The organism is Streptomyces misionensis, assembly GCF_007896895.1.
Taxonomy (GTDB): domain Bacteria; phylum Actinomycetota; class Actinomycetes; order Streptomycetales; family Streptomycetaceae; genus Streptomyces; species Streptomyces misionensis_A.
Genome location: NZ_VOGW01000055.1, coordinates 53,870 through 74,159, shown reverse-complemented (window position 1 = coordinate 74,159; position 20,290 = coordinate 53,870). Strand labels below are relative to the sequence as shown.

Here is a 20,290-nt window from a genome sequence, read left to right as displayed (position 1 = left end):
CAGGAACGGGCGCTGCGCTCACCCACCGAGATGCAGGAGTACACAGCCATGACACCCAAAGACTCCGCAGATGCTGTTCTGGCCGGGCTCGATGACATCCGCTCCGAGCTTGAAGAGGTCTACAAGGATCTGCACGCCCACCCCGAGCTGGGACACCAGGAGCACCGCACCGCGACCCGGGTGGCGGAACGCCTGAGAAACTGGGGTTACCAGGTGCACGAGGGGATCGGCGGCACCGGTGTGATCGGTGTGCTGGCCAACGGTGAGGGTCCGGCCGTTTTGCTGCGGGCCGACATGGACGCTCTGCCGGTCCTTGAGGAGACCGGTCTGACCTACGCCAGCACGGCCGAAGCCACGGACGCTTCCGGCCGCCGGGGGCCCGTGGCGCATGCCTGCGGTCACGACATGCACGTCACCTGCCTGCTGGGGGCTGCGCGACTCATGTCCGGCGCGCCGGGGGCGTGGCAGGGCACACTGGTGGCCTTGTTCCAGCCTGCCGAGGAACCGGGGGACGGCGCTGACCGGATGCTCGCCGACGGGCTGACCGACCGTGTTCCCCGCCCGGACGTCGCCTTCGCCCAGCATGTGCTTCCCTATCCGGCCGGGCAGGTCGGCACGCGCGCCGGGTCCTTTCTCTCCGCGGCGGACAATGTGAAGATCACTGTCCATGGCCGGGGCGCTCACGGCTCGGCACCGCAGGCCGCCATCGACCCCGTGGTGATCGCCTCAATGATCGTCGTCCGGCTCCAGACCATTGTCTCGCGCGAGCTGGCGGCGACCCAGCCGGTCGTGGTCACGGTGGGCTCCGTCCAGGCAGGCTCGAGCGGCAACGTGATTCCGGAGTCGGCCGAACTACTGGTCAACGTGCGCACGTACGACGACGAGACCCGGCGGGCCGTCCTGGCAGCCGTGCGGCGCATCGTCCATGCCGAGTGTGACGCCTCGGGGGCGACTCGCGCGCCGCAGATCGAGGAGGGCACCCGCTTTCCGCCGACTGTCAACGACGACGTCGTGACCCGCGAGGTCTCCGCCGCTTTCGCCGCGAGGTTCGGAGCACGCGCGGTCACTGTCGAGCTGCAGAGCGCCAGCGAGGACTTCAGCCGGATCCCGGACGCCTTCGGCACCCCGTACGCCTACTGGGCCCTGGGCTGCGCCGATCCGGACGCCTACCAGGCCGCCCGGCAACGCGGCACCGTGGCCCAGGACATCCCGGTCAACCACAGCCCCCGCTTCGCACCGGTCCTGCAGCCCACCCTGGACACCGGCGTCCAGGCCCTGGTCACAGCCGCACTCACCCACCTCGGGAAACCGGGCCGAACGAGCCGATGAGCCTTCCGGCGCCGGTTCGTCTCTGATGCCGCAGCACAGGGCAATCGACCGCCTCGGCGGCAGTCTGCGCAGCTGGCGCGGCTTCGGCTCTCCGCACCGCGCTTCACACCTCCGTCAAGGAATGCGGGTGGGCGGCGGTGGACGCACGCAGTCACCTGGACGGACCTGCCGGCACGCGCTCTGCTCCCGGCCGTGGTTTCGTTCCTTGCGGAACTCCCTGCCCGCCGGAGCGCGTGACACGCAAAAACGGAAGAACACAAGACGCGCACTGAATTAAATCGAGGAACCGATGACTACGTACAGGGTCGGCTACTTCGTGGGAAGCCTGGCGACTCACTCCATCAACCGGACGCTGTCGAAAGCTCTGATCCGGCTGGCCCCATCTGATTTGGAATTCTTTGAGATCCCGATCAAGGATCTTCCTCTATACAGTTACGACTACGACAGCGACTACCCGGCTGAGGGCAAGGCGCTCAAGGATGCCATCGCCTCCGCGGATGCCCTCCTGTTCGTGACCCCTGAGTACAACCGATCCATTCCGGGCGCCCTGGCCTCGCGCACACCCATTCGACCGCAGGAAGATCACCCCTCACGCACAGACCATCTCCCATGCGTTGTAGTTTGCGAGCAAACAATGACGAGTAGGCCGGGCGTCGCGGCGGGGAAACTTCACACGCCCGTTCGAGTGAGTGGACTCACAATGCGAACGGTGTCACCGACCCGTCTTACGACGACTGGAAGGCACCCTTCTGCGCCTTCACGCCGCTCAAATGCAAGCCGCGGAAAGCCCCCGGTCGACCGGACGCACCTGCAGCATGGTCCGCGACGCCCTTGCCGAGTGCGACCAGGCCGCCTTCGTGGTTCCCACGCACGCGGGGGCGCCCCCGCCGCCCATCGGCCAGGCCGCCCGCGCAGCCGTAGTCCCCGCGTACGCCGGGGTAGTCCCCCGTCGCCGGCTGGGGGTTGGCCGCGGTGTGTGGTCCCCGCGCACGCGTAGGTGGTCTCAGCATCGCGAAGTCCCGAGGCACGCAGGGCGTTTGGTCCCTGCATACGCGGGGTGGTTCCTGAGCGAGGTCCTGGCCAGCTCGAATCACGTGATGGTCCCCGCGCACCAGCTCACACCGCGCGATGGGAGCGATCTTCGGCGCGGTCCAGACGGCCGTCACCGTGTACGCCAATTCGATCGACAAGCCTGGTGCCTCCGGACTCGTGTACGCCGAGTTCGGGATCGGCAGTGCCCTGGCCGGCGCCGCCTGCGCATGGCTCCCGTCACGGTTCACCTTGCGCGCCCGCTACGTCTCCTTCGCCGCCACCCTCTTCGCCGGCATGCTGGTCCTCTTCCTCGGTGCCCAACTGGTGTCCGTCCCCGCCGCGGTCGCAGTCGCGAGCTTCACCGTCGCGCCCTACATGATCAGCCTGTACGCACTGACCGAACGGCTCGCCCCCACGGAACGGGCAGCGGTCGCCATGACCATCCTCTGCGCCGGCGGCCCCCTCGGAACCGCCGCAGGACAAGCCGTCTCCGGCAACCTTGCACAGAGTCATGGCGTCGAAGGCGCCCTCCTGGTCGTCCTCATCGTCGCAACGTCAGCACTCCTACTCGCCCTCTCGGCATCCCTGGCCGACCGGAAACGAAACATCTGGATCATCGACGCTGAGCCCGTGAAGAACCTGGTGGCCCCACAGGCCTCCGAGCAGCCACAGAACGCTCACTGAGCTCAAACGACCGGTCCGCCCCCGTGGGCTTCACACCTCCACGGGGGCAACCGCGGTGAAACCGATGACCCCGGATCCCGACCGGCGCCGTCCCGCCGCAAGGGCCGAGCGGGCCGCTGACCCGGGCAAGCCTCCCAACAGTGCGAGGGCCTGCCCAGGGCCGCCTGGGCAAGCCCGCGTTATCGGTGGTGGCTTGGGCATCTTTCCGGGCGGGCTTGAGGGTGCGGTCGTACTCGGGCATCACGAAACTCGGGGTCGCGCTGGCCGGCCTGCTCGCCCACGCCGCCGGGCTGCTGCCCGCCGCTTCCCGCCCGCTCGTCTACCGCGCCGACCTCGACCAGGTGCACGCCCAGGATCGGGCCGCGTACGGCGGGCCCCGGCCAGCGCGCGCCGTGCTCGATCTCGCCGCGGCGGCCGAGGCCGCCGGCTACTGGTACGCATCGCGCTTGGCGTGATCGGCGAGCGCCCGGAAAAAGTCCACAAGGCGCCGCTGGTGCACAAGTGGCTCTCGGGCTTCATGTTCGGGGCTCGCGCTTTGCGGTAGACAACTTGGCTTTCGTACTCGCCATGCGTTCCGCATCGGTCACCAGCACATCACGCAAGCGATGGACGCAGGCCGTGGCCACGGCGCGTGGGTCCCACTGCAACTCGACCAACGTGCTGCCGTTAGCCAACGGGCGTACCTCCAAGTGCAGTTGGAAGGGTGACGCGAGCGGGCGGACCTCAATGCGGCGGATGGCCCGGTCGGCGGCCTGGATGCCGGCGGGGGCAACGTTCTGGTACGTCATGGCGGCCTGGAAGACGGGAGGTGTGCCCGGCCGTCGCCCTGTCGTCGGCGCGAGGCCCATCAGGTCCTGCATGGAGAGCGGGACCTGAGACACGGACCTCAGCCACTGGCCGCGCACGTCCGGGTCGCCCGAGAACCGCACCGGGACCGGGCGCACGAAATAGCCGACGGCGTCCTCGTCCGCGTCCTCCCGACCCGCGTAGTAGGAGCCGATGCAGAAGTCGGGTGTCCCGGTCACCGTGCGCAGTGCCGTCGCGAGCCAGGTCAGGAAACCGGCGTGCAGGTCTCCCCCGGCCGCCGCGCCGAGCCATCGCGTATGGTTCGCGGACAGCGTCCAGCGCAGGAAGTCGCCGGTCTGCGGACTTTCGGGGTCGCCGGGTTCGAGGTCGAGGGAGCGTGATCCCTTGAGGAGGTCCGCCCAGTAGCTCCGGGCAGCCGTCAGTTCGGCCTCGCTCCGACGAGGCTCGACGTACACGCGGTCGCGCTCCGGCTGCTTCAGGCCGCCTGCCAACGCGGTGGCGAAGTCGCGGGCGATCACCTCCTCGGACCAGCCGTCGCAGGCGATGTGGTGCACGACGAAGGTGACGACGGTGCCGGTGTCGGAGCGGGTGACGAAGCACCGGGCGGGTGGCTCGGACTCCAGGTCGAAGGGGCCGATCCAGGCGGGGGCGACCTCGCCCTCGGGGGTGCTCACCGCCCACTCCTCGACCTTGGCGCACTCGCCGGGGAGCAGATGCGCCCACAGCACGTCTTCCTCGTACCGGTAGGTCGTCCGCAGGGCGGGGTGGCGGGCCAAGAGCATGCCGAACGCCGTACGCACCAGCTCCTCCGGTACGGCGGGTTCCACTGCGTAGGAGGTGACCAGGAGTTGTGCGGGGTCGCCGGGGAGCATCTGCTCGCGGACCCAGATGTCGAAGCGGCCGTCCGTGACCGGTGCTCGGTGGACGGGTCCGGCGGCGGTCTCGGCGGGGACGGGCACCGCCGCGTCGGCCATGGCGCGCGGGGTACGGCCACGGTGCAGGGCCGCCACGCCGATGGAGAGGCCGTGCAGTCGGCGCAGTCGGCTGACCAGGCGCATGCCGAGCAGAGAGTTGCCGCCGTGGGTGAAGAAGTCGTCGTCGGCGTGGACCTGCCGACCCAGCAGAGACGTGGCTTCCCGGACGCAAGCGCCCAGTGCGGTGAGTGGATCGGCCTCGGGGCCGGTGGCAGGCCGCACGGGGGGCAGGGCCTTGCGGTCGATTTTGCCGCTGGTGTTGACGGGCAGCGCGGTGATGGACGCGAGGACGGCGGGGATCATGGCTGTGGGTAGCAGTTCGGCGAGGGCGGTGCGCAGCGTCCGCTCGTCGGCCGGCTCACCGGCACGGGCGACGTAGTACGCGGCGAGGAACGATTCCTCCCCGTCCTGCTGGACGGAGGCGGCTGCGGCGGTCACCCAGGGCAGCGAGTTCAGCGCGGCCTCGACCTCCTCCAGTTCGATGCGGTGGCCGTTGACTTTCACCTGGTTGTCGATACGGCCCGACACGACGAGGTCCCCGGACGGGGTGCGCCGGGCGAGGTCTCCGGTGCGGTAGAGCGATCCGCAGGGCTCGAGGTCCGGGTGGCTGATGAAGCGGAGGACGGTGAGGTCGGGGTCCTTCACATAGCCCCTCGCCACCCCGCGCCCTCCGATCAGCAGTTCGCCCGGCTCGCCGTCCGGCACCGGGACGAGCCGCTCGTCGACGACGTACACCCGGGTGTGCGCGACCGGGTGGCCGACGTGGATCTCGGTGGGATCGTCCGGCACGGTCCAGCAGGTAGACCACACCGTGGTCTCGGTGGGGCCGTACATGTTCATGACGGTGTTGCCGCCGAGGGCCTTCAGTCCTTTGGCAAGGGTGGGGTCCAGAGCTTCGCCGCCGACCAGGATCAGGTCGAGCCGCGCCATCGCCGCCCGTGCCGCCGGGTCGTGCAGCAGCATGCGGAAGAACGTCGGTGTTCCCTGCATCGCGGTGACACCGTGCCGGAGGATCAACTCATGCGGTAGAGCGGGAGCGCCGCCGTTCGGGAGGGCTGTTTCCCTGGTCTCCGCCGTCTCGGCCAGGACCACCGGGATGCCGCGGCTCGCCGTCCATAGCAGTTCGAGGACGGCGATGTCGAAGGTGACCGCCGTGATCGCGAGCCACACGCACGGCTTCGGCAGCGGGATCTCGGCGTCGAGGGCGAAGAACAGGTTGGCCAGGTTGGCGTGGGTCACCTCGACGCCCTTGGGCACGCCCGTCGATCCCGAGGTGAAGATGACGTAGGCACTGTCGGTGCCGGTGACGGCGGTCAGCGTGGTGTGTTGATCCGAGCGGAGTAACTCGTCGATGTCCAGGTGCATGCCGTCGAGTCCGAGGCGGCGGTCCGCGTACGGGGCGTTGGTGAGCAGCGCAGCGCACTCCGCCCGGAGCAGGGTCTGCGCGGCGCGCTCGGTCGGGCCGGTGCCGTCGACCGGGACATAAACGAGACCGGCCCGCAGGATCCCGAGCAGGGCCATGACCAGTTCCGGGGAGCGGGAGACCAGGACGCCGACCCGCTGCCCGGGCCGCAGTCCCCTGCCGAGCAGGCCCGAGGCGACGGCTGTCGCGCCGGCATCGAGCTCGCCCCGCGAGACGGTGCGGTCCCGGTAGATGAGGGCGGGGGCGTCGGGGTCCTCGGCCAGGCGCGCGGCGATCGCGTCCGGGGCGAGTGTCTGCTGTGTCACCTGGCACCTTTCTCGAAGCTGCGCACCACGGGGAGGGCGTCGGCGGCGATGCGCTCGAAGGTCTTCGCGTCGCCGGCGAACGGCGCCGAGCGACGGGGGTAGTGGACGACGAGGTCGGTGAAGCCCCGTTGCGCGCAGCGGCCCGCGAAGTCGACGAACCCGTCGACCGAGGCGAGCGGTTCGTCGCCCACGACGCTGCCGTTGATCAGCCGGGAGAGTTCCGCGGGATCACGGCCGATTCCGGCGCATGCCTCGTCGAGCCGCTCCTGCTGACGGCTCACCAGGTCGAGCCCCTCGGCCTCGGGTACTTCTCCGAATCTGCGCGGGTCTCCGTTGGTGATCCACATCTGGGCATGCTCGGCGGCAAGGGCCAGTCCGCGCGGACCGGTCGCCGCGAGGGCGAAGGGGAGGCGTGGGCGTTGGACGCAGCCCGGCTCCATGCGCACGTCCACGGCGGTGTAGTAGGCACCTCGGTGGTTCGTCGCGCTCTGCCGCAGCAGCCGGTCGGCTGTCTCCACGAATTCGCGGAACCGGTCCTGCTTCTGGCCCAGCGTCAGTTGGGGACCGCCGAGTGCCGTGGTGTCTTGCCCGCCCGCGCCGGCCCCGATCCCGGCCACGAAACGGCCCCCGGACACGTCGTCCAGGGTCATGACGTCCTTGGCCCAGGTCACGGGGTGCCGGAAGGTGGGCGAGGTGACCAGGGTCCCGAGGGTGATCCGGCCGGTGACCGCGGCGGCCGCGGTGAGGGTGGGGATCGCGCCGAACCAGGGGCCGTCCCGCAGGGTCCGCCAGGACAGGTGGTCGTACGTCCACGCGTGGTCGAAGCCCATCTCCTCGACCTCGCGCCAGATCCGGCGGGCCTCGCTCCACCTGTGTTCGGGCAGCACTACGACGCCGACACGCATGTCTTCATCTCTTTCGCCATCTGTTCTTTCAGGTCGCCAGGGGTTCGGGCCGGAGGCCGCCGGGTCGCGGCTTCCGGCCGGGTGATATCGCCGCCGAAGCGTCAGGCGTTCAGTGACTTGACGATCACGTCGCCGAGTTCGTCTACGTCGGTGACGGGACTGACTGCGGCCTCCTCCAGTTCTGTGAAGTCCGCGGTGTGGTAGCTGCCGCTGCCGTGGACCACGATGTCGTCCCCGGCCTCGATCAGTCCGCGGTCCACCGCGTTGAGCACGCCGGTGAACGCCATGACGAGGGACCACTCGCGCAGCAGCCGCGGGTCGGCCGGCAGGGTGACGTCGGCGGCCGCTAGCAGAGCCCTGATCTGCGGGTAGCGGCTGAAGCACTCGTGGAGTGAGACGACGATGCCGTCGCCGCCCTGCTGGTGGATCAGCGCCGACATCTCCTCGGCGGTGACCGGGGTCTGGGTGTAGAAGGTGGTCTCCAGCGTCTCCCCGGGGTCGGCCGTCAGGGCCGGGAAGTGCGGGTCGGCGTCCTGCCGGTGCAGGCCCGTCGCGGGGTCGTAGGCGAACCCGGGTACGCGGGTGCGCGAGAAGTCGCCGCCTCGCAGGTGCAGGACCATGTCCGGGGTATCGAGGTGCTGGACGAGCAGGTAGCGCGGTACTCCTCCTTCGGACCCGAGCAGGTGGCGGTGGCCGAATGCGTGGCCGAGCAGTCCGTAGGCGCTGGAGACGGCGTGCGCGTGCAGGCGGCCCCGCTCCGGGGCGCGACCCAGGGTGTCCTGCTCGACGAGGGCGCGCAGGGCGTCGGCCATCTTGTAGTTGCCGAGGGCGAGGCTGTACCAGATCCGGTAGCCGGTACGGTTCTCGGCCTCCGCGCCGAACTTGTCGACGAAGGACACCGCCAGGTCCTTCACGGAGGCTCGCTGCGGCCCGTCGTAGGTGATGACCGGGTTCTGCGCGCGCCGTTCGGTGTCCTGGCTGAGAGGCGAGGACCACAGCTTGCGGCGCGCCGCGCCGGGGACGACGACGGCGATGCGGAGCTCGTCGCCGGTGACGAGGCCGCAGTCCACGGCCCGCTGGACAGCGTCGCGCAGGGCCGTCGCCTTGTTGGCGGAGGACGGGGTGACGATCGCTATGCGCTCGCCTGTGCGGCGGATGTGATGGACGGCCCGGGCCACCATCAGCAGCGATGCGAACGTCTTGGTGGTCCGCGTGCCCGGGTTGCCCATCATGTTCAGCAGGGTCAGCGAGTGCCCCTGGTAGTCGTCGAGTGCATGGACCGACACGTCGGATACGGCCAGGTAGCGGCGCAGGTCCTCGCTCATCGGCGGGAGTTCGAAGTCCGGCTCAAAGCCTGGGTGCCCCGGGGCGGCCTGCGCGGACAGCAGGCGGGCGGCCTCACGCGCCTGGTCGTAGTAGCGCGCGAGGACGTTCTCGACGCGGACCGTGCGAGGGGTCTGGCTGGCACTCATGAGGATCACTTCCGGTCGCAGTAAGCAGGGACATCAGGTGGCGAGGCCGGGCTGCCCGGCGGCGAGACGTGCGCTGTGCCGGTGGAAGATGACGGTCTTGGTGATCGCTTGGAGGAGGTTCGCGCAGATCAGGGCGGACCACAGGGCGGTGAGCCCGCCCGCATCGGCCACCGGGACCGCGCTCAGGCACAACAGGCCGAAGAAGACGGCGGTGGAGACCAGGCTCGGGAAGGTCCGCTTCAGTCCGAGCATGCCGAAGCCGGCGATCGCCTGCAGGGCGTCGGTGACCACCACGGCGAACACGAGCGGGAGTTGATCCTCCAGTCGCGGCCGCAAGGCGGCGTCATCGCTGAAGAGGGGGACGATCCAGTGGCCGAAGACCACCAGGAGGAGACCGAGGGTGCCGACGCCGCACAGCGCGACTCCGCTGCCGGCGATGACGCTGCGCCGGGCCCCGGCGACGTCGACCTCGCGTGCCGCGCCCGCCACGATGGGGACGGTCGCCTGTCCGATCGCCACGGCGAGCGTGTAGATCAGGTTGACCAGGTTCTCCGACACCCCGTGCACGGCGGCCTGTTCGGTGCCGAGCCGGGCGGCGGCGAACGTCAGCACGCCGAGGACCACGAACTTGATGAGCACGGTTCCGGCGAGCGGGATGCCCACCCTGGCGAGCTGGAACACCTGCGGCAGGTCGGGGCGTCCGGGGCGCAGTGACTGGCCGGCCAGCACCGGAAGTCGGTGCAGAGCGAGCTGGACCCGGACGGTGGTGACGAGGCTGGACGTCAGCATGGCGATGCCGGCTCCGTTCAGCCCCAGGGCCGGCAGGGGCCCGGCGCCCGCGATGAGCCCGATCGACAGCAGTACGGCGACGGCGGTGCCGACGAGTCCGGCCCGCATGACGAGCTTTCCCTGTCCGAGGGCGACCAGGACGGAGATCGCGGAGGCGCCCACCGACGTCGACAGCACGGCGATGGCCAGCAGGTAGGGGAACGCCCCGAGATGGTTGAGGGTGGACTCGGGGACGCCGGTCGCGCGTCCGATGACCGACACCCCGGCCACGGCAAGGGCGCCGAGCAGACCGACGATGAACCCCAGCCACATTCCATTGCGGACCAGCGGGGCCATGCGGTCGGGGTCGTCCTCGTGCTGGCTGACGAACGGCATGACGCCGCGCAGGGCTCCGGTGACCGTGGCGGTGGCCGGGCTGTAGACGGCGATGGCCACGGCGAACGCGGCGAGCGAGGAGGTCGCGTGTCTGCCGAGCAGGGCGGAGTCCACCAGGGCTCCGGCGGAGGATGCGACCATCGTGAGGTAGAGGGGCAGCGCGGTCGTCGCGATCCTGGTGAAGGGGTTCTGCTGCCGCTTGGTCGTGGTGGTTACGGTCATGGTTTTTCCTGTCGGTCCGGCCCGCTTGCTTCCTGCTGCGGCGCCCATGCTTTCCGCTCCAGCGCCCGATCGAACGATGTGGTTATGGCAGTGGCCAGTTCTCCTTCCGAGCCGAACAGATAGAAATGGCCGCCGGGCCAGGTACGACCGGTCACTGAATTTTGGAAGTACTCTTCCCAGTGACCGGTCTCGACCCCCTCGAGGACCGGGTCATCATGGCCTTGGTATATCTCCGCTGGCGTGTTCAACGGAGTTTCGGAGTCGTACATGTACGTATCGACGAGTTCCAGGTCGGGGCGGATGACTTCCAGCAGGTAATCGACGTAGTCCGGGTCTTCGAGCAGTTCCTCGGGCGTTCCGCCGAGGTCTCGGACGAAGTTGAGGAGCTGTGCGTCGTCCCACAGGTCCCGCCGGGTCCGCGCGGGGTGCGGAAATCCGGGCGGACGTGCGGCGGACAGGCCCAGCCAGGTGACCGGGGTGCCGCGTCGCTCCAGCTCGGAGGCAAGCTCGAAGGCGATCAGCGCCCCCATGCTGTGCCCGAACACAGCGTCGGGAAGGACATCTTGCGCGTCGAGGGCGTCGAGGCAGAACGCGACGGCCTCCCGCACGCTCCGGCACGGTTTCCGGCCGTAGGCGGCCCCTCGGCCGGGGAGGTCGAGCGTGAGCGTTCTGAATTTCCCTCCGAGCTGTTTCTCGAGGTTCCGGTAGGCGATTGCCGAGCCGCCGGCGTGATGCAGAATCAACATCTCGGGCAATGGCGTGACTGTCGCATCGTCAGGGTTCAAGGATTGCCTCCCGGATGAGAGGGGTGGTAGTAAGTTGGGTCATGAAACGAATCGCCATCACATATCCGGGTCAGGGATCGCAGGTTCCAGGAATGGGAAAGGATGCGGCGCAGGCGCGCCCCGACCTCTCCCGAAGTTATTACGACGCGGCGGATGAGATACTCGGGCTGCCGCTCAGCCGTATCTGCTTCGAGGGCGACGCCGAGCAGCTGCGCGACACCGCGGTGACCCAGCCCGCGATCTTCCTCACGAGCCTGGTGTTCACCCGGCTGCTGGAGGAGCAGGGCGTCGTGCCCGACGTGGTCGCCGGCCACAGCCTGGGCGAGTACGCCGCGCTGGTGGCGGCCGGGGTGCTCGACTGGCCGGACGCGCTGCGCCTGGTCCGCCGTCGCGGCGAGCTGATGGCGGCCGTGAACCGGCGTACGCCCGGCAGGATGGCCGCCGTGCTCGACCTCGGTGCGGACCGGGTCGACGAGCTGTGCGCGGAGGTCACCGGGCAGGCGCACGGTACCGTGCAGGTCGCCAACTACAACTCCGCGACGCAGACCGTGGTCTCCGGAGACGCCCGAGGCATCGACGAGTTCGCTGCCGCCGCGCGCCGGGCCGGAGCGCGGCATGTCGTCGACCTCAAGGTCGGGGCGCCCTTCCACTCGGTGTTCATGAAGGAGATCGAGGCCGAGTTCGCCGAGGACCTGGCAGGTGTGCGCTTCGCCGAGCCGTCGCTGCCCGTCGTGGCGAACGCGACGGCCGGGTACGTCCACACGGCGGAGTCCGCACGGGAACTGCTGCGCCGTCAGCTCGCCTCGCCCGTCCTGTGGACACAGACCGTGGAACTGCTCGTCGCCGCGGAGGTGTCGGCCCTGCTCGAAGTGGGCCCCGGACGCGTGCTGTCGAACATCGCGCGCGCCTCGGCGCCCGGGGTGCCCGCCCTGTCCGTGGGGACGATACGTCAGCTCGACAAGGCCGTGGCACAGATGTCCGCCGTGGCCGTGTGAGGTGAGGGGGGCGGTCCGGCGGCCGCCCCCCTCCGCGTCAGACACCGGCGCACACCTCACCGAGCTCGGCCAGCGTCTCCAGCCCGCGCAGCACCTCGTCGGCCGGCAGCCCGAAGTCGACCAGGCAGGCGATCTCGTCCACCCCGAGCTGGGCCAGCGACTCCACGATCGGCAGGCAGTCCGAGACCGAACCGATGAGGCACCGGCTACGGGTGTACTCGTCGTAGACATGCTCCAGCATCTCGGTGAGCTCCTGCTCCGGCACCTCTCCGGAGGCGAGAGCAGCGGGGAGGGCGAAGAGATTCAGGGAGGTGCGCATGTACGCCGTCAGCGGTGCCTTGGCGGTGTCCCGGGCCCGCTGCCCGTCGTCGCCCACGAAGGTGTGCAACATGACCGCGATCCGCTCCCGCTCCACGCCGTGACCGGCCTTCTGCAGGGCCGCGCCGTAGTCCACCAGGTTGTCCTCCAACTGCTCCCAGGTCTGGCCGAGAAGGTGGGTGAGCACACCGTGGCCGAGCTCGCCGGCGAGGGAGAAGGTCGCCGGGGAACCGGCCGCCGTGATCCACAGCGGGATGTCCGGCTGTACCGGCCGCGGGAAGGACCGTACGGTCATCGGGGCGCCGTCGGGTCCGCGCCGCTGGACCTCCGCGCCCGCCCACAGGGCCTGGACCTGCGCGAGCTTCGACCTCAGTGCAGCTTTGTTATCCGCGAAGGCGTCGGGAGCCAGCACGAAGTCCCTCGGGTTCCAGCCGGAGGCGAACGCCAGTCCCGTACGGCCGCCGGACAACTGGTCGACGACGGCCCACTCCTCCGCCACACGGATCGGGTCGTGCAAGGGGAGGACCACACTACCCGCACGGATCTCCACGCGTTCCGTCATGGTGGCCAGCGCGGCCGCCGTCACCGAGGGGTTCGGGAACGGGGCTCCGAACTCGTGGAAGTGCCGCTCCGGCGTCCAGACCGCCGTGAAGCCGTGGGAGTCGGCGAACCGCGCCGCCTCCTTCAGCAGGCGGTACTGCTCCTCGGGGACGTCCCCGCTGGAAAAGAAGAAGAGGCTGAACTTCATGCGGTAGCTCCTGCCGGTGCGAGGGCGACAAGGTCCGGAGCGGAGTCCGGTTCGAACAGGAGGCGGAAGACAGCCTCGCGGTAGAGCCGGAGCAGCTCCTGCGCGTGCCCGGGGCCGTCCTCGTCCCGGCAGAGCAGCTCCACCCGTAGGGAGTCCGGCGCCTCCACCGGGAGGAACTGGAGCCGCTGTCCCGGCGGGAGGGTGTCCAGCTCCAGCGCCTCGAAGGCCTCGCCGGCCAGCAGGACGTCCCGGTCATCCTCGCGGACATAGGTGAAGGACACCGGCAGCGACGTGTAGGCGGCCAGCGCGGGGTCCTGGGAGGCCAGGTCGCCGAAGGGCACCAGGCGCACGGACTCGACGCGGGCCTGGACGCGCTGCACCTCCTCGAAGGCCTGGGCCGGGGACTGCTCCGGACCCAAGCGCAGCGGTACCGGGACCACGTTCGCGAACGCGCCCACCGAGTCGCTCAGCGCTGAGTGCACCCGGCCGTCGAGCGCGACGGAGACGCAGACTTCCGGCTCGCCGGTCCGGCGGGCCAGCGCCGAGGTGAATGCGGTGAGATGCAGCAGGAACGGAGTGGTCCGGCGGGCCGCGCACCAGGAGCGGATCACGGCGTGCAGGGAGGCGTCCGGGCGCCAGCTCAGGCGGTGCACGGGGGCGGCGGGCGGCATGGGGCCCGACGCAGGATCCGCAGGCGGCACGGGGTTCGACGCGGGCGCCGGCAGCAGCTCCCGCCACACGTCGAGCGCCTGGGCGAAGGACGGCGTGGCGGGCAGGTCCTCCCGCCACGCCAAGTATCGCAGGAAGCCCGGGTCTTCGGCCGGGCCAGCGCCGGGTGCGGTGTCGTAGGCCTCGGCGATGGACCGGACCAGGTTGAGCAGTCCGATGCCGTCCAGGGCGGCCGCGTGGACCGTGAAGGAGATCAGCAGGCCGCCCTCGGGCAGGCGGACCGCCCGCACGCGCAGCAGCACGTCCCGGCGCGGGTCGATCAGGTCGGCCTGGCCCATCTCGGACAGCCACTCGGGCGCGCCCTGCGCGGGTGGGGGCGTCGGCAGTCGCAGCTCCTCCACCCGGACTTCGCTCTCGCCGGGGGCGGCCAGGACGGGCCCGCCGCCGTGCGGGTAGCGCAGCCGCAGCGCGGGGTGCCGGGTCAGCACCGCGTCGAGCGCCGAGTTCAGCCGCCGCAGGTCGAGTCGGGCTCCGGTGCGGAAGACGAAGGTCTTCTGGTGGGCGGGCCCCGGGTTCCGGACGCGGCGCAGCAGGCCGCCGGGGACGGTGTCCGGCACCCGGGAGGCGGGCAGGATCACCGCGTCGTCGGGCCGGGCCGCCCGGTCGGTCACGATGGTCGCCAGCGCGGACGCGGTCCCCGTCGCGTAGAAGTCCCGGATCGACAGGCGGACGCCGAGTGTCTCGCGGACGAGGTGCAGTGCCCGGGTGGCCAGGAGCGAGTGGCCTCCGGCGCCGAAGAAGTCGTCCTCGGCCCGCAGTTGCGGCTCCTGGAGCAGTTCGCGGAAGACGCCCAGGATCGTGGTCAGGACGGGGTCGCCGGTGCCGACCTCGTCCGGGGGCTGCCGCGCGACGACCGCTCCCGGGTCCGGCAGCCGGGACGGGTCGACCTTGCCGTTGACGTTCACCGGGAAGGCGTCCACCACCGTGAAGGAGGACGGCACCAGTGCGGGGGGCAGTTCCTCGCGCAGCCGGTCGCGGACCGTGCCGGGCAGGTTCTCCACGCGGCCGGCAGCGATGAGGTAGGCGTCGAGGCGCTTGTGGCCGCTCTCGCCGGTGACCCTGAGGTAGACGTCCCGCACCCCCGGCACCCGCCGGATGACGAGCTCGATCTCGCCGAGTTCGACGCGCGTGCCGCGGATTTTGACCTGCTGGTCACCGCGGCCCAGGTAGAGCAGGTCGCCGCTGTGCAGCAGCCGGACGCGGTCGCCGCTGCGGTACGTGCGCTGGCCCGTCGCTGGATGAGTGGAGAACCGCTCGGCGGTCAGTTCGGGCCGCCCGAGATAGCCCGTGGCCACGCAGGGGCCGCTGAGGAACAGCTCGCCGATGCTGCCGTAGGGCACGGGCCGGCCTGCCTTGTCCTTGATCTCGTAGGTCACGTTCTGGATCGGACGGCCGATCGGCGCATACCGGGGCCAGGTGCTCGGCGGGCCGGTGAACCGGTAGAAGGCGACGCAGTGCGTCTCGGCCGGGCCGTAGTTGTTGATGAGCCGGCACTCCGGGAGGGACTCGAAGAAGCGGATCATCTGCTCGCTCAGGCGAAGCTGTTCGCCGGTCGTGGTGATCTCCCGCATGCTTGCGAACAGGGAGGGGTCCGCTTGGTAGCGGGCGGCCAGCGCGTGCATGAGCGAGACCGGGAAAATTGCCTTCTGCACGCCGTGGTCCCGGATGAACGCGGGCAGCAGTTCGTGGTCGTGCTTGTCCTCGTCGTCCACGACGTGCAGTGATCCGCCCGAGCACAGGGCGCCGAAGGTCTCGTGGAAGGAGACGTCGAAGCCGAACGAGGCGAACTGGAGCCAGCGCGTCCCGAGCGGGGTGACGCGGGTGTCGTAGTCGGCCAGGTTGGCCAGGGCCCGGTGAGTGAAGTGAATGCCCTTGGGGCGTCCGGTGGTTCCGCTCGTGTAGGTGACGTAGGCGCCGACGGCCAGGTCGACCGCGTCGCCGGGCAGTGGCCCCTCGGGGCCCTGGATCCTTGTCACGTCGGCGAGTTCGAGCGGTTCGGCGCCGGTGGCGAAGCGGGCGTCCGCCGCGTCAGCGCAGAGCATGACGCGGGCGCCGCTGTCCTCGGCGATGGCCGCGAGCCGCTTCGAGGGGTGCCCCAGGTCGAAGGGCACCGGGGTGGCACCGGCCCGCAGCACGCCCATGAGTGCGGCTACCAGCGGCACGCCGCGCTCCATCGCGATACCGACGGTGTCGCCGTGCGTCACACCGCGTTCGGTGAGCAGGCCGGCGATGCCGGCCGAGATCCGGGCTAGCTGTGCGTAGGTGAGCGTGATTCGCTTGTCGGCCACCGCGGTGCGCTCGGGATGGCGTGCGGCGAGGTCGGCGAAGACGGCGTGCACCGGCTTGTCCGCCACCTCGGCGGACGGGCCGACCAGGGCCGCGGCGGTGCGCGCCGCAGCCTCGGGGGTCTCGACGGGCAGGTCGGCCGCGAGGGTCTCCGGAGCGCGGGTGGCCTGGTCCAGCAGATGGCCGAAGGCTTCCTGCCACGCGGCCACGGTCTCGGCGTCGAAACGGTCCGAGTCGTACATGAAGCGGCCCGACAGCGTGCCGTCGCGGCCCAGCCACCAGCTCAGTGAGAGCTCGTAGGTGCTGGCCTCGCGGTTGAAGGGCACGGTGACCGCCCGCAGGCCCTCGGGGGCAGGGGGCGCACTGGCTTCCTCGCTGAGCATGTTGAACAGCACTTGGAACACCGGGCTCACGGACAGGTCGGCGTCCGCGCCGAGGTGCTGTGCGAGCACCTCGAACGGCAGGTCCTGGTGGTCAAGGGCGTCGGTGAGGCGTTCCTGCGTCTGGTGTACCAGGTCGCGGAAGGTGTGGTCCCCGTCCCACCGGCTGCGCATCGGAAGGGTGTTGACGAAGTTACCGATGAGGTCCCGGGTCTCGGGGCGGTGCCGTCCGGAGACCGGCGTGCCGACAACCACGTCACGTATGTCGCTGATCCGGCCGAGGAAGAGCGAGAACGCGGCGGACACGACGACGAAGGGCGTAGTCCGCTCCCGTACGGCGAGTTCCCGTACGCGCGTGGCCAGTTCGGCGGGCAGGCTGAAGTCGAGGTTGCGGCCGGCGTAGCTGCGGGCCGAAGCGCGGGGCCGGTCGGCGGGCAGCTCGATCACCTTGGGGGCGTCGGCCAGTTCGCCCGTCCAGAACTCCAGGTGCCGCCGCATGTCCGCGGACTCCAGCGCCTCGGCCTGGGCCAGCGCGTACGCGGCCGACAAGCCGTCCAACGGGGGCAGGTCGGGAGCCTCGGCACGGACGCGGTGTGCGTAGGCGGAGTAGAGGTCGGCGAGGAGGATGCCGGTGGAGCGAGCGTCGGCGCAGATGTGGTGCACGGCCATGGCGAGCACATGACGTTCGGGCGCGAGCCGGAAGATGCGGGCGAGCAGGACAGGTGCGCGGTCCAGCGGGATCTTGGTGGCGAGCAGCGCGCCGATCCGCTGCCGCAGTTCCGGGTCTCCGTCGACGTCGACCACCGGCAGGTCTACTTCGGCGGAGGGGCGGATCTGCTGCACCGCGCGCCCGTCGACGACCGTGTACACCGAGTGCAGCGCCTCGTGGCGGGCCACCACGTCGCGCAGGGCGGCGTGCAGCGCGGTCGTGTCGAGCGGGCCGCGCAGATCGGCGAGGACGGGGACGTTGTACGCCTCGGCCGCCTTGTCGATCTCGTCTAGGAAGACGAACTTCTCCTGAAGGGGGGTCAGCGGCAGAACGCCGTGAGGGCGGTCCGGCGCCGGGGTCGTGATGGGGGAGGCCGCGCGCACGAGCTCGGCGAGCCGGCGCGGTGTCGGGCCGCGCATGAACGAACCGAACGGCACGACCACGCCCCAGCGGGACTTGGCGGCGGCCACGACGCGCTGGGCGAGCAGGGAGTCGCCCCCAAGGGTCAGAAGGTCGTCCTCGGCGGCCACCTCGTCCACGCCGACGGCCGCGCGGAAAAGCTGGCGCGACTCCTCCTCAAGGTCTGCGGCGGGTACGGCCTCCGCGGCAGGCGCGCCGGAAGGGGCGTCCTGGGCCTCAAGCCAGTACCGCTGCCGGTGGAAGGGGTAGACCGGCACGTCGACCACGGAGCCTGGTCCCCCATCGGTCTGGGGCAGGATCGCTCCCCGGACTCCCGCGGCCCAGGCGCCGACGACGCCTGCCAGCAGGGTGTCGGCGCCGGGCCGGACGGCGTCGGGGACGCCGGGCAGGGTCGAGACCAGGCGCCCCAGTCGGCCCAGGGCCGCGGCGGATGGTGGCTCAGCGTCGGGCGTGACCGCCGGACGCGCCACGGTGAGCCCGCGCGGTGGCAGTGTGCGCAGTCCGGGCGACGCGGACACGCTGGCTCCCAGGTGAGCGGGATCCGCCGCCCGCCCGACAGGGACGAGTTCGCTGCCGTCGACGTCGTACCAGGTCAGCTTCGCGGGGCCGAGGGTCAGCTCGAGTGCCGCTGTCTCCACGGGTTCGCCGGTGGCGAGCCGTGCCAGCAGACGCTTCAGCTCCGGCACGGACAGCACGCCGGTGAGCACGGCAGCTGCGGGACGGCACTCCGAGGCGGCGAGGACGGCTGCGGGCTCGATGCCGTACGCGCGCCACACTGCGGCGGCGCCCAGTGTGGTGATCGTCGCCAGGACGGGGCGTGGCAGCGCGCCGAGGCCGGTGTCCGCGCCGGGGCCGAGCCCGGAGCGCCAGGCGTCCAGGAGCGGTTCCGCCGTCGTCCGGAACGCAGGCAGTGTGTCGCACAGGTCGCGGAGGAGATCCGCGGTCGGTTCGGGGATGTCCAGCAGGAGAGCCACCGGCCGGGCCTCGGGTGTGGCGGGTTCCTTCGGTCCGATCCGGACGACGTCGCCGTCGGGCCCCCACAGCAAGGCGCGGTGCAGGGGGTGCTGGGTGCGTCCCCGCCGCAGGGTGAAGGCGACGTCGTGCGCCGCCGCGACGGAGGTGACGTTGCTGAGGTGCTTGCGCAGCTGCGTGTCCAGGGCGTCGAGGGACTGGGGCGACTTGGCGGTGAAGGTGATCAGGACGGAGTCGTCAGCGGGTGCGGGCGCCGGTGCCTGGGGCTGCTGCGGGGCCTCTTCCACCAGCAGGTGGACGTTGGTGCCGCCGATGCCGAACGAGCTGACCCCGGCCCGCAGTGGGTGTTCTCCCTGCCAGGGGCGCAGTTCCCGGTTGATGTGGAACGGGGAACTCGGCAGGTCCAGGTGGGGGTTGGGCTCCTCGCAGCCGAGGGTCGGCGGCAGTTCGCGGTTGTGGAGGGCGAGGACGACCTTGATGAGGCCGGCGATGCCCGAGGCCGAGTCCGCGTGCCCGATGTTGGACTTCACCGAGCCGAGGGCGCAGAAGCCGGTGTCGGACGCTGTCTCCCGGAACGCCTCTGTGAGGGCGCTGACCTCGATCGGGTCGCCGAGCGCGGTCCCCGTGCCGTGGGCCTCCACATAGCTGACGGTGTCGGCCGTCACGCCGGCCAACGCGTGGACGGTCGCGATGAGTTCGGCCTGTCCGGCGGCGCTGGGTGCGGTGTAGCCGCTCTTGGAGGTGCCGTCGTTGTTGACGGCCCCGGCCCGGATCACGGCGAGGACCCGGTCGCCGTCCTGAAGCGCGTCCTCCAGGCGGCGTAGCACCACGACGCCGACGCCGCTGGCGAAGACGGTGCCGGCTGCCTCGGCCGAGAAGGGGCGGCAGCGGCCGTCCGGGGAGGCCGTACCGCCCTCGGTGTACAGGTAGCCCAGGTCGCGGGGCTTGATGCAGGAACCGCCCACGACCATGGCGTCGGCCTCGTAGTCCAGCAGCGTGCGGCAGGCCTGGTGCACGGCGGCCAGGCTGGACGAGCAGGCGCAGTCCACGGCGAGGCTTGGACCTGTCAGGCCCAGCCGGTAGGCGAGCTGGGTGGCGGTGAACCCGCGGTCGTTGCCCATCAGGGTCCGGTGCCAGCCGAGACGCTCCACGGCGTCACGGTGGGGCAGGACGTTCTCCAGGAGGTAGTCGGAGTGGTTGAGGCCGAGGAAAACGCCGATGCGCCCGGGGAACCGGTCGGGGTCGATCGCGGCGTGCTCCAGGGCATGTACGGCCGTCTCCATCAGGAACCGCTGCTGCGGATCGGTGATCTCCGCCTCCGCCGGCGTGAGTCCGAAGAATCCGGCGTCGAACAGTGCGGGATCCGCGAACCTCTTGCGTACGGCCACATAGGCGGGGTCGTCGATCAGGCTCGCGGGCAGCCCGGCGCCTCGGAGCTCCTGGTCGGGGACGGTCTCGCCGGGCTCCCCGCCGCTGCGCAGCAACTGCCAGTACTCCTGCACGGAGTCAGCGCCCGGAAAGCGGCAGGCCATGCCGACCACGGCCACGGCCGGCACGCCATCGTCCACGGGCTCGTCCAGCGCTTGGGACATGTGGATGCTCCTAGGGGAAGTTCAGGTGCGGGGGGCGAA

Annotated in this window: 12 protein-coding genes; 5 read left to right on the top strand and 7 right to left on the bottom strand. The window is 70.7% G+C overall.

The genetic code is table 11. From position 1 onward, the window contains the following. Positions 1–48: 48 nt before the first annotated feature. The 4 genes from FRZ03_RS10170 (at position 49) to FRZ03_RS10155 (ending at position 3,500) form a co-directional block, all read left to right on the top strand. On the top strand, positions 49–1,329 hold the full coding sequence (locus tag FRZ03_RS10170; RefSeq protein ID WP_146464821.1) for an amidohydrolase: 1,281 nt from the start codon (positions 49–51) through the stop codon (positions 1,327–1,329). A 289-nt stretch (positions 1,330–1,618) separates the two neighbouring features. After that, the gene (locus tag FRZ03_RS39745; RefSeq protein ID WP_222443357.1) at positions 1,619–2,326 is read left to right on the top strand and encodes an NADPH-dependent FMN reductase; all 708 of its coding nucleotides are present in this window, start codon (positions 1,619–1,621) and stop codon (positions 2,324–2,326) included. Between the two features lie 131 nt (positions 2,327–2,457). Further along, positions 2,458–3,045 carry an MFS transporter gene (locus FRZ03_RS10160; protein WP_146464820.1) on the top strand — a complete coding sequence of 196 codons (588 nt, stop codon included), beginning with the start codon at positions 2,458–2,460 and terminating at the stop codon, positions 3,043–3,045. Positions 3,046–3,260: 215 nt separating this feature from the next. Next, positions 3,261–3,500, top strand: coding sequence for a hypothetical protein (locus tag FRZ03_RS10155; RefSeq protein WP_146464819.1), 240 nt, complete (start codon positions 3,261–3,263; stop codon positions 3,498–3,500). Between the two features lie 60 nt (positions 3,501–3,560). Here the strand turns inward: FRZ03_RS10155 and FRZ03_RS10150 are convergent, their stop codons facing one another. From FRZ03_RS10150 to FRZ03_RS10130, 5 genes are all read right to left on the bottom strand, one after another. Then, entirely contained in the window at positions 3,561–6,554 is a 2,994-nt protein-coding gene (locus tag FRZ03_RS10150) for an amino acid adenylation domain-containing protein (RefSeq protein ID WP_146464818.1), read from the bottom strand. Further along, the gene (locus tag FRZ03_RS10145; RefSeq protein ID WP_146464817.1) at positions 6,551–7,459 is read right to left on the bottom strand and encodes an LLM class flavin-dependent oxidoreductase; all 909 of its coding nucleotides are present in this window, start codon (positions 7,457–7,459) and stop codon (positions 6,551–6,553) included. Before FRZ03_RS10145 ends, FRZ03_RS10150 begins: the two co-directional genes overlap by 4 nt. Before the next feature lie 101 nt (positions 7,460–7,560). Then, on the bottom strand, positions 7,561–8,931 hold the full coding sequence (locus tag FRZ03_RS10140; protein ID WP_146464816.1) for a DUF6002 family protein: 1,371 nt from the start codon (positions 8,929–8,931) through the stop codon (positions 7,561–7,563). Between the two features lie 33 nt (positions 8,932–8,964). Then, positions 8,965–10,317 carry an MATE family efflux transporter gene (locus tag FRZ03_RS10135; protein WP_146464815.1) on the bottom strand — a complete coding sequence of 451 codons (1,353 nt, stop codon included), beginning with the start codon at positions 10,315–10,317 and terminating at the stop codon, positions 8,965–8,967. Further along, complete coding sequence (locus tag FRZ03_RS10130) at positions 10,314–11,102, bottom strand: thioesterase II family protein (RefSeq protein WP_146464814.1); 789 nt, start codon at positions 11,100–11,102, stop codon at positions 10,314–10,316. The genes FRZ03_RS10135 and FRZ03_RS10130 overlap by 4 nt, the downstream gene beginning before the upstream one ends. Positions 11,103–11,116: 14 nt before the next feature. Here FRZ03_RS10130 and fabD point away from each other — a divergent pair, with 14 nt between their 5' ends. Further along, entirely contained in the window at positions 11,117–12,097 is a 981-nt protein-coding gene (gene fabD / locus FRZ03_RS10125) for an ACP S-malonyltransferase (protein WP_315902634.1), read from the top strand. A 37-nt stretch (positions 12,098–12,134) separates the two neighbouring features. Here fabD and FRZ03_RS10120 read toward each other — a convergent pair whose 3' ends face one another. Further along, the gene (locus tag FRZ03_RS10120) at positions 12,135–13,163 is read right to left on the bottom strand and encodes a MupA/Atu3671 family FMN-dependent luciferase-like monooxygenase (protein ID WP_146464812.1); all 1,029 of its coding nucleotides are present in this window, start codon (positions 13,161–13,163) and stop codon (positions 12,135–12,137) included. Continuing rightward, positions 13,160–20,251, bottom strand: a complete 7,092-nt coding sequence (locus tag FRZ03_RS10115) for a hybrid non-ribosomal peptide synthetase/type I polyketide synthase (protein WP_146464811.1) — start codon at positions 20,249–20,251, stop codon at positions 13,160–13,162. The genes FRZ03_RS10120 and FRZ03_RS10115 overlap by 4 nt, the downstream gene beginning before the upstream one ends. Positions 20,252–20,290: the final 39 nt, after the last annotated feature.